Annotated in this window: 8 protein-coding genes; 3 read left to right on the top strand and 5 right to left on the bottom strand. The window is 58.4% G+C overall.

Going from position 1 to position 9,707, the window contains the following annotated elements:
* Positions 1-81 precede the first annotated feature (81 nt).
* Complete coding sequence (locus tag G5287_RS20710) at positions 82-801, bottom strand: hypothetical protein (RefSeq protein ID WP_394374037.1); 720 nt, start codon at positions 799-801, stop codon at positions 82-84.
* Positions 802-1,082: 281 nt separating this feature from the next.
* Between G5287_RS20710 and G5287_RS20705 the strand changes: the two genes are divergently transcribed.
* Together G5287_RS20705 and G5287_RS20700 are read left to right on the top strand one after the other, a co-directional pair.
* The gene (locus G5287_RS20705; RefSeq protein WP_005337065.1) at positions 1,083-1,634 is read left to right on the top strand and encodes a lipoprotein; all 552 of its coding nucleotides are present in this window, start codon (positions 1,083-1,085) and stop codon (positions 1,632-1,634) included.
* Between the two features lie 195 nt (positions 1,635-1,829).
* Entirely contained in the window at positions 1,830-3,827 is a 1,998-nt protein-coding gene (locus G5287_RS20700) for a hypothetical protein (RefSeq protein ID WP_421231804.1), read from the top strand.
* 84 nt (positions 3,828-3,911) lie between these two features.
* Here G5287_RS20700 and glgC read toward each other — a convergent pair whose 3' ends face one another.
* Positions 3,912-5,186, bottom strand: coding sequence for a glucose-1-phosphate adenylyltransferase (gene glgC / locus G5287_RS20695; protein WP_139459496.1), 1,275 nt, complete (start codon positions 5,184-5,186; stop codon positions 3,912-3,914).
* Positions 5,187-5,375: 189 nt separating this feature from the next.
* Between glgC and G5287_RS20690 the strand changes: the two genes are divergently transcribed.
* On the top strand, positions 5,376-7,016 hold the full coding sequence (locus tag G5287_RS20690; RefSeq protein WP_421231803.1) for an EAL domain-containing protein: 1,641 nt from the start codon (positions 5,376-5,378) through the stop codon (positions 7,014-7,016).
* Here the strand turns inward: G5287_RS20690 and G5287_RS20685 are convergent.
* The 3 genes from G5287_RS20685 to G5287_RS20675 all read right to left on the bottom strand — a co-directional run bounded on the left by G5287_RS20685 (position 6,979) and on the right by G5287_RS20675 (position 9,495).
* A complete protein-coding gene (locus G5287_RS20685; protein WP_042055706.1) occupies positions 6,979-7,473 on the bottom strand; it encodes a hypothetical protein in 495 nt (164 codons plus the stop codon). The two genes, G5287_RS20690 and G5287_RS20685, sit on opposite strands and share 38 nt — an antisense overlap.
* 175 nt (positions 7,474-7,648) lie before the next feature.
* Positions 7,649-8,011, bottom strand: coding sequence for a DUF2750 domain-containing protein (locus tag G5287_RS20680; protein ID WP_421231802.1), 363 nt, complete (start codon positions 8,009-8,011; stop codon positions 7,649-7,651).
* A gap of 179 nt (positions 8,012-8,190) precedes the next feature.
* Positions 8,191-9,495, bottom strand: a complete 1,305-nt coding sequence (locus G5287_RS20675; protein ID WP_216953402.1) for an inosine/guanosine kinase — start codon at positions 9,493-9,495, stop codon at positions 8,191-8,193.
* Positions 9,496-9,707: the final 212 nt, after the last annotated feature.

Below are 9,707 nucleotides of genomic sequence, written 5' to 3'. Positions count from 1 at the left end.
TCTTGTCATTGAACACCTCAGGTCATGGTGGCGACTGTACCACCTAAAATGGTGTCCGGGATGATTAGACCACTACATTGCTTATTGGCGGGTGACCCGGATCTGCAGGGTCTGGCGCTCGCTCTGGCTGCCTCGCGCTCCCTGTAGCTGGGTACCGAGGCGGCTCCCTTGATCTGCCGAGCTGGTCGAGAGCTCCCCCACCGTCAGCCACTGGCCAGGGGCTCCACTGACCTCGGTGGCACTCTGCCCACGATTGATGGTGCCCTGATCCAGCCTCGCCTGTTCGCTGCTGAGCGCAATCTGCACCCGATCGCCAATCAAGGTGGCCGTAGCATAGAGGCCATTCACCAGCGGCATCATCCCCACCACGGCGCCCCCGTTCCACTGATAGAAGGTCACCGGCTGATAGGAGCCCATCTGCAGCAGCACGGGACGACCCGACAGCCCGCGCACCTGCCAACTGTCGTTCTGGCTGCGCTGATACTGCTGGGCATTGCCATCGAGCAGCCACTGCCGCTTGGCCTCGTCGCGACTGATTGAGCCCCCCAGTTGCTGACCGCTGGCAGCCCCATCCACCCGCCACTCGATAAGCAGGCTTTGCGGCGGCTGGTTGATCTGCGCCAACGTGGCTTCGGCCTCCTGCAGCTGGGCTGGCGTTCCGCTCAGCACCAGCTGGTTACCCATGGCGCTTACCCCAAGCTGGGGATAGATCTCCTTGAGGGTCTGCACCGCCGCCTGCGCCTCGAAGACCGGGATCACTTTCACCTCGGCCCACAGCGATGGGCTCCAGAGTCCCATCATGCAGCCAAGCCACAGCAGCGCCCTGCGGCCAACCTTGCCCATCAGAACCATTGCGATCTCCTTGTTCTCTGTGCTCTTCTCGCTCTCTGTTATCGCGTAGACCCACACCCGCAGCCAACTGATCGGCCCTATTCCGCTCACCCGTCGATGATGAACCCGGCGGTTACCAAAAAACAATCGGGAATGCAGCAACTCCGTGATTTCCCACGGTATGAGGCTCTCATTCCACGCCCGTTATCGCGTAAGATAGCGCCATCATAGTTGCCCAAGCGGAATCCATCATGTTGAAACAGCTGTTGTTACTCCCTCTCGCCCTATTGCTGGGGGCCTGCTCCCTGACCCAGTACAATGTCAGCGAGGCCGAAATCAACCAGTACCTCAAAGATCAGGTCTCTTTTGAAAAACAGCTGGGGATCCCCGGCATCATGTCGAGCAAGATCCGTCTGGATGAGATGCAGAGCCGTATCGGCCGCAAACAAGCAGATCGCATCGAGCTGGACGCCGCTGGCGACCTGCAGGTGAGCAGCCCCCTTGGCAGCCAGCAGATGAAGATCCGCTTTGCTTTGAGCGCCCGTCCGGACTATGTAGCCGATCAGGGCGCTATCTATCTGCGCGACCTTGAGCTGGTCTCGGTCAAGACTGAGCCGGCCGATATCGGGGCCGCCCTCACCCCGCTGCTGCCCACCTTCAATCAGTCGCTCTCCCTGTTCCTGTCGCAGACCCCGGTCTATCGCCTCGACAGCAGCCGCAAGAACGAAGCCAGGATCAAGGAGAAAGTCGAAGCCCTCAAGGTGGAGCCTGGCCGTCTGGTCATCCCGTTCAAGCTGCTCTGATCCCCGCAGCGCTGGCACTTTCAGCGCGTTCAACAGATAACCGTCCTCTTCGACAGCGCACATCCGGTTTAACGTGCAGCCGATCGGGACGGTTTTTTACTTCTCAAGTCACCCTCAACACAGCATAATGCAGACCATTCTCATTTAGATTCGTCATGAGAAGCGTCAATAATAAAACCAATGGTGAGAAGGGACATGAGAAAAACCGTACTGGTTCAGGCGATCGCCTGCGCACTGATCAGCGGCGCCGCACACGCTGCCGTCAAAGTCGAAGACAAAACATTCAATACCGCCGCCAACATGCTGGCCTATACCGAATTCGAGCTCTCCGGTGAGCCGCTGGCCGAAGCGCTGGGGCTGGATCTGGATGTGCTGGATGCCAACCGTGCCGATGAGCCGACCCCGTTCGACTTCGCTGCCGGCATCGAATCCTACGAATACTCCGAAGAGGCGATGTACGCCCTCAACTACCAATCCGGCATGGGCCCGCATCTGGTGAACGGGCCGCAAAACCTGGCCCGAGGCGGCACAATGGCCTCTCTGGGGCAACGGGTGTTGGCCATGGCCGATGCCGTTGGCTTCCCGGCTGATGAAGTGCCGCAGGGCATGTATCCCCTCTCCCTGCCCTACGCCTCCGCCAATCCGGAGTTTGCCCAGGCCGTCAACGCCACCCCTGTCAATGGCGACCAGATCACCATCAAGACCGCCAAAGGGACCGAGAAAACCGTCAAGACCCAGGTGCCAGCCTACTTCCGCGACTACAGCACCCTGCGCTGGAGCGGCAGCGACAACCTGCTGGTGCCCGCAGCGGTGGGCGGCATCCTGCTCAAAGAGGTGATGTGGTCGCAAGACTTCCTCGGCGGCATGCACGTGGCCGAGACCGATGAAGAGGTAGAAGCCGCCTCCGCCACCATGGATCAGGATGGCAAGCACAAGCTGGGCGTCTCTGCCGCCGATGGCTTCAACGGCATGATGCTGACCGAGCAGTCCATCGACAAGCTGGCCATCATGCAGAACCAGCTCGGCTTCGATGGCAAGCAACTGGGCGCCAAAATCACCCCGCAGTACGATCCGGCCAAGGGCGTGATTTACTTCCCCCATCAGGTGAAAGTGACCGAAACCAGCAACAACGATGCCGGTGCCATCGGCAAGCTGGAGGTGGTGGATGGCTCCGCCCAGCTGCGCGATGCCTGGATGATGCTGTGGCCGCTCTCCGAGTTCTATGCCTTCAGCGATCAGCGCAGCGCCAACACCAACCAGAACCCGGCCTTCCACGCCGTGTTTGACGGCGCCCCGTTTGCCGCCGCACCGGCTGCCAACAAGACCAATGACTTGGGCAAAGCGGTCGCGGGCAACGATGCCTTCTCGCTGGCGATCAATCTCTCCAACCTCACCTTCAAGAACCTGGCAGCCCTGTACTTTGATACCAAGGCAGGCACCCTTGTCGACAGCTGGCAGGCAGGCAAACAGGGCAAGCACGTCACCACCTTTGACGCCGCTTACGCACTGGTCGCCCTGCAGATCTTCCAGCGCGCTCAGGATGCGCTGCCGGTCGGTTACGCCGCCGGTGACAATGGCGAGCTGAACCTCAAGACCAAGCAGGGTCAAGAGGCGCTCGACTTGATCCGCAAGCAGGCCGATTTCATCCTTGCCAACCTCAAGGGCAAAAATGGTCTGGTGCATGACGGCATCACCCTGGGTGGCAAGCTCGATGCCGGCCACTCCATCGATGCGCAGTTCGCCGCCATCCGTGGTCTGACGGCCGCCTTCCTCGCTACCTCCGATGCCAAGTACCGCACCGCCGCCCGCGAGCTGTTTGTCGCTGCCGACAAGGCCTACTTCAATGCCAAGGCGGGCACCTGGCTGGCGGGTAAACAGGGTGAATACACTCCCTGGACCCAGGCGGCCATCTCTGGCGCCCTGCGCTCTGCCATGCTGAACCTGCGCAACGAAGGTGCCGAGAAGGCGCCCGAGCTGGAGCTGGCCAAACTGACCGGTCAGTACGTCAGCTGGTTCCGTGGCACCGTCAATGGTGGCATGCAGATGGCCGAGTGGATCGGCGACTCCGGCGAGAACATCATCGAAGGTGCCGGCAGCGATACCGATGAAGATGGCGTACCGCAAGTGACCGCCGCCGGTGGCAAGCACGGCACCGCCATGGTGATGGCCGCCAAAGCGGTGGTTAGCGAATAATCCTCGCCATTCACCAGCATGAAAAAGGGAGCCAACTTGGCTCCCTTTGCATTACAGCGTCTGACACAGTTTCAAGGGCTTTCCTCAAACCAGCTTGTCCAGCATCTCCTTGGTCACCAGCACAATCCCCTGCTCGGAGCGGTAGAAGCGGCGGCTATCCTCATCGGCATTCTCGCCCACCACCAGTCCATCGGGCAGCACACACCCTTTATCCACCACCACCCGGCGCAGACGGCAACCGGCGCCAATCTCGACCCCGGGGAAGATGATGGCTTGATCCAGGGTGCAGAAGGAGTGCACCCGCACATTGGTAAAGAGTACCGAATTGAGCACGAACGATCCGCTGACAATGGTACCGCCCGAGAACATGGAGTTGATGGTCATGCCGTGCTGGCCATTGCGATCCTGCACAAACTTGGCCGGTGGCGTCAGGGTCTGGCTGGTCCAGATAGGCCAGTTCTGATCGTAGATATCGAGCTCGGGCAGCACGGAGGCGAGATCCATGTTCGCTTCCCAGAAGGAGTCCAGTGTACCCACGTCACGCCAGTAGGGCTTTTGCCCCTCGCGTGCCCCGACACAGGACATGTTGAAGGGGTGCGCAAAGGCCATCCCCTCCTCCACAATGCGGGGGATCACATCCATTCCGAAGTCGTGTTTGGAGTCCTGATTGTGAATATCCTCCTCCAGCAATTGGTAGAGGTACTCCGCCTCGAAGATATAGATCCCCATGGAGGCGAGGGAGCGGTCATCGCAACCCGGCATGGCAGGCGGATTGGCCGGTTTTTCGACGAAGGCGCGGATCTTGCGCTGCTCGTCGATATCCATGATCCCGAAGGCGGATGCCTCTGCCCGCGGCACTTCGATGCAGGCTACCGTCACCTTGGCACCGAGGCGTACATGGTCGAGCAGCATGGCGGCATAATCCATCTTGTAGATGTGATCCCCAGCCAGCACCACCAGGTATTTGGGGCCGTAGTCACGAATGATATCGACGTTCTGATAGATGGCATCGGCGGTGCCGCGATACCAGTGCACCTCATCCACCCGTTGCTGGGCTGGAAGCAGGTCGATGAACTCGTTCATCTGGTAACGCAGGAAGGACCAGCCCGATTGCAGGTGACGCAGCAGACTGTGAGATTTGTATTGGGTGACTACACCAACGCGGCGGATCCCCGAGTTGATACAGTTGGAGAGCACAAAGTCGATGATCCGGAATTTGCCACCGAAATGGACTGCAGGCTTGGCGCGGTTGTCAGTCAACTGCTTCAGGCGACTGCCACGTCCACCTGCCAGCACCAGTGCCATACTCTGGTTCAACAATTGTCGTGCTTTGGCACTATTTTCTGGCTCTAACAACATGATTTACCTCTGCCTTGTTTGATCTGTTTTCAACTCATCTTCGCCTGTTTCGGTACCTGTGAAAGTGGTTTCACTCACATTTAACCGATTTCAATTGACCCTTTTCACCGAGTTGCGAGGAATAGCATGCTTTGCACCGCAAGCTTGGTTAAAATTCCCTCATAAAGCAGCCACTTCAAGGATAAAAAGATGGTTCACAAGCTTGGACGCCCCCTCTTCATGATCGCCACCATAGTGACCATACCCCTGCTGCTCCTGCAAGCAGTTTGGTTGGCCCTTCAGAGCACACCGCTCACTCTGACAGTTATTCTGGCCACCACACTGCTCGGCATGATCCTGTTGTTAATGCTGGCCATGCGCACCATGGACGGCATGGTCCAGCATCAGGAGCTCACCTGGGTCAAGGCCATCAGGAGCCGGGATCCCACACAGCTTGATGAGCCCGCCTCCCGGGAAGTGCTGCAACAGCTGCTGGAACAGTTCGAGAGTGCCGAACAGAGTGCCCATCGTCAGCTGACCGAACTGAGCAATCTGGCCACCACCGACGAGCTGACTCAACTACTCAACCGCCACGCCTTTCGCCGCGACATGACCGAGTTGCTGCAGCGGGATCAGGACACCCAGACCGCAAGTCTGGTGCTGATCCGCGCCACCGAGCTTGGCAAGATCAACGCCCAGCGCGGCTTCCAGTCTGGTGATGCCTACATCAAGGACATGGCGGCCCTTATCAAGCGGGTGGTGAGCCGCTTCCCGGGCAATCAGGTCTATCGCATTTCGGGGGCTGATTTCGCCGTGCTGGTGCAACCGGTGGCCAATATTCCCCCCCATCTGCTGGGACAGGATTTGAAAGTGGCTTTCGATCACTATCAGGCTCAACACGAGCTGGAGAGCACAGGTTACTCGGGGTTGACCAAGCTCAGCAGCGGCCAGAAAATCGAAGCCGTGCTGGCCAGGGCGGATTTGGCGCTGGCACGCGCCCAGACCGAAACCATCAATGGCTGGGCCATCCAGCAGGATGACAACGTCTCCGATCTGCAGGGACAGCATCACTGGCGCGAGGTGCTGACTGAAGTGCTGGCACAGGAGCGACTCAGCTTCACCTATCAGCCAATCCAGCCCCTGCACCGCAGCATGCTGGCCTACAACGAAATCTACACCCGTTTCAGCGGCAGCGATGGTACCGCCCTGCCCACCGACACCCTGTTTGCCATGGCCCAGCGGCTCGATATGGTGATGCGGCTGGAGCAACTGGTGATTGTTCATATAATGCGTCAATACCGGGCTTTTGGTGCCAATCAGAGTCGCTGGGGAGTCAATCTCTCCCCCAACCTGCTGCAAAACAGCGCCTTCCTGATCTGGCTTGACCGCCAGTTGCTCAAAGATCCCAATACCAGCGCCAATCTGGTGTTCGAGCTGGATGAAGAGCATCTGGAACGCAATCTGACCGGTGCCAAGCGGGTATTTGAACTGCTGCGCCGCAACGGCAGCCGCTCGGCGATCGCCAATTTCGGCAAGGGGATCGGCTCCTTTACCCTGTTTCGCGAGCTCAAGCCCGACTACATCAAGCTGGATCCTGCCCTTATTACCGGGCTGGAGCAGGATCAGACCAACCAGCAGTTTGTGCGGATGATCGTCGATGTATCACATCGGATGGGATGTCAGGTGATTGCTGAGGGGGTAGAACAGCTTGGCCAGAAACAGCTGCTGCAGGGGATGTATGTGGATGGCTTGCAGGGCTATCTGATCGCCCGGCCGCAACCGCTGCGACCGGATATCAGCCAGCTGGGGCTCTTTACTGAGGATGCTTCAGCTTCAACAGGGTCAGAATGATGTCATTGAGCTGGCGATAGCGCTCCAGCTCTTTCTGATCGTAACGGGTCGCCAGCGTGGTGGGGTTGTGGCGATTTTTGAGGTAACGGTTGATTTGCAGGCGATTGAACCCCGCCACCTGATAGACCTGGCCAAGCAGGGTATTGAGCTCATCGTGCTCCAGACCGGCTCTGGCCAGATAGTCCCCATCGGCGGGACTCTCGGTCTGGTGGCTCCACTTGCCAATGCGACCGCTCTCTTGCAGATAGCTGAGCCACTGCTCGATATAGAGCGGTTTGCACCCCGCCAACAGGTTGAAAAAGCCCACCGCATCGCAACGACAACCGCTCAGGAGCACGACCGCCAGCTGATCATCATCGCACTGGAAGGTCACTGGTCCGGCTTGCGCCCAATCCAGCGCCTGCACCCGAATGCTGGCCTTCTCACCCGCAGCTCCCGTTACGTCGAATACAAACATGGCGCTCCTCCCTTGGCAAAAGGTTGATGATGGACCATCCCCCTGACAGGTGCAAAGGCAAATCGGCTTTTAACTCATCAATCGGGCCATTCGACCATAAAAAAGACCGGCACCTTCGCGGATGCCGGTCTTTGTCCCGATGGCCTGTGCGTTCATGCCATCAATGGAGGCGCTTTCAGGCGTCCAGTTCAACCAGTGCCTTGGCCAGCTCGATGGGTTCGAGCTCCTGACCTTCCAGATCGGCGTTCCAGTTCGGGCCAACCAGTACATCATCTTCATCCAGATCGTTGATCCAGATATCGAGAAACTCTTCCAGATCGATCACTTCCGGCTCGTAATCGGCCCACTCGTCAACACAGTGCAGACGAGCGTCCTCTTCGGCAGACCAGAGCGGCATCACGTCGGCATCTTCAAATTCGGCGGAGCGACAGACGACCCAGTCTTCCCCATAGCGCAGACCCCACACCAGACCCGACTCGCGGACTTGTTCGATAAACAGTTGGAAATTGGCGTCAAGGTTGTCGTTAAGCATGCTCATGGGGTTCTCTCTTTCTTTCGGGTGCTGCGGCATTGTCGGGCGACAATACGATGGCCAAATGGTGTCGCAAAAGTGACATGGACTCAAGCATATTGGGGTTATTCCGGGAAAAAAGCCGGGATAACCCCCATTTGCCTGCAAAAACGCCTCCCGATGGAGGCGCCTTGCAGATTAGGAGATCAACGCTCCCAGTAAACCTCTTCCAGGCTGTCCTCTTTCTCCGGCAAACCGCGGGAGAGACGGGGACTGCTCTGGGCCAACACCTCGTAGCTGACGCGGTTGGCGTATTTGCACACCTGGGCCAGTGAGGAGTAAGTCAGGAACTCGGAGATGTGTTTGGCGGAGTTGGGCACATTCATCCGGTGATAGGAGTTGGCCACCATGTCGTGCAGCACGGCGGAAAGCGCGCCATCCCCTGCCCCGTTGGTGTTCTTGATCTTCTCCGGGCCACCCATGTACGGGGAGATGTGGGAGTAGATCCGGGTCGGTTTGCGGCACTTGGCGCGGGCCATCGGACGGCTGAACTCATACATGTTGAACTCGGGGATGACGCCCGGCAACAGGGTATGAGTGGTCTCGCGCTTGTAGTCCTCGTCGGTGTAGCTCGCCATGTAAAGACCGATGGGGCCTGCGGTACAGAGCACCATGTCGGCCCAATCGAGCGCCTTGTCGGCCGCACCGAGCGGATCTGCGATGCCGGTCAGGGCTTCACCTTCGTCTTCGTTCATCGCCAGCACAGTCACGTTCTCGGCAATGAAGTCGCGCCACCACTGGGGGTTTTCGTCGATGACGAAACGGGTGCCCAGGGTCAGCACCACGGGAATACCGGCCTCGCGGGCATAACGCACCGCGGTCATGGCCGCCTCTTTCATCGGATCACCATCGTCACCACGCACCAGATAGGCGGTGATCACCAGGGCAGATGCCCCTTTGATCACATCCTCCGGGATGTGCTGCACATCCAGCTGGTTCATCTTGCCGGCGTTGATGCCGAAGCTGCGCTCGCCGCACTCGGTGATGAAGGTGAAGCAACGACCGATGGGGCCATCCACCGGCTGCAGATAGTCCAGATTGACGCGGGAAGAGGTGTTGCACAGATAGCGGTAGGCGTAGCAGCCGATGCGAATATCCTGACTCATCACACCCAGCAGGATGGAGTGGGAGTCGGCCAGTACCGAGTAGTTGTGTACCGTGTTGCCAATGGTGCCACCGGCAAACTCGCTCACTACCATGTTGTTGGCCTTGAGCTCGTCATAAATCCGTTCGGCTACATCGTCATTGATGACAACGGAGTGCCCCTTGCTCAGACCATAACGGGTCAGAAAGTCTTCATCCACATGGGCTTCAATATCAACCAGGGTCTGATCAATCCCGACCACGTAGGCTTTGCCCAGTTCGGTTAACAGGGGATTTTGCGGCACCAGGGGATCGCGTCTGTCGACAGGGAAGTAGTGTTTGGACTTGCGCTGACCGGGAAATTTCATGGCAATGTTCTGTGCTCTGGGGGAAAGAGGGGCGGGATTTTAACACAATCCGCCGCCCCGAAAAGTCGCCCTGTTTAAATAATGGAGTCAGTATAGACAAGGCTTGCAAGGAAAAACGTTTGCCTTTTCACCATAAAAAAGGCTCTGTCCCAATTACGTGTTGAAAGGCTAATCTTGAAGTAGGCCATCACCTTGAGGTCTACCATCATGGA

Origin of the sequence: Aeromonas sp. 603079 (assembly GCF_049172135.1) — a bacterium.
GTDB lineage: Bacteria > Pseudomonadota > Gammaproteobacteria > Enterobacterales > Aeromonadaceae > Aeromonas > Aeromonas veronii.
This window is presented reverse-complemented; position numbering and strand designations above follow the sequence as displayed.

Coding starts and splice junctions, on each gene's coding strand:
- G5287_RS20710 (WP_394374037.1), bottom strand. CDS start 801: ATGATGGGACTCTGGAGCCCATCGCTGTGGGCCGAGGTGAAAGTGATC.
- G5287_RS20705 (WP_005337065.1), top strand. CDS start 1,083: ATGTTGAAACAGCTGTTGTTACTCCCTCTCGCCCTATTGCTGGGGGCC.
- G5287_RS20700 (WP_421231804.1), top strand. CDS start 1,830: ATGAGAAAAACCGTACTGGTTCAGGCGATCGCCTGCGCACTGATCAGC.
- glgC (WP_139459496.1), bottom strand. CDS start 5,186: ATGTTGTTAGAGCCAGAAAATAGTGCCAAAGCACGACAATTGTTGAAC.
- G5287_RS20690 (WP_421231803.1), top strand. CDS start 5,376: ATGGTTCACAAGCTTGGACGCCCCCTCTTCATGATCGCCACCATAGTG.
- G5287_RS20685 (WP_042055706.1), bottom strand. CDS start 7,473: ATGTTTGTATTCGACGTAACGGGAGCTGCGGGTGAGAAGGCCAGCATT.
- G5287_RS20680 (WP_421231802.1), bottom strand. CDS start 8,011: ATGAGCATGCTTAACGACAACCTTGACGCCAATTTCCAACTGTTTATC.
- G5287_RS20675 (WP_216953402.1), bottom strand. CDS start 9,495: ATGAAATTTCCCGGTCAGCGCAAGTCCAAACACTACTTCCCTGTCGAC.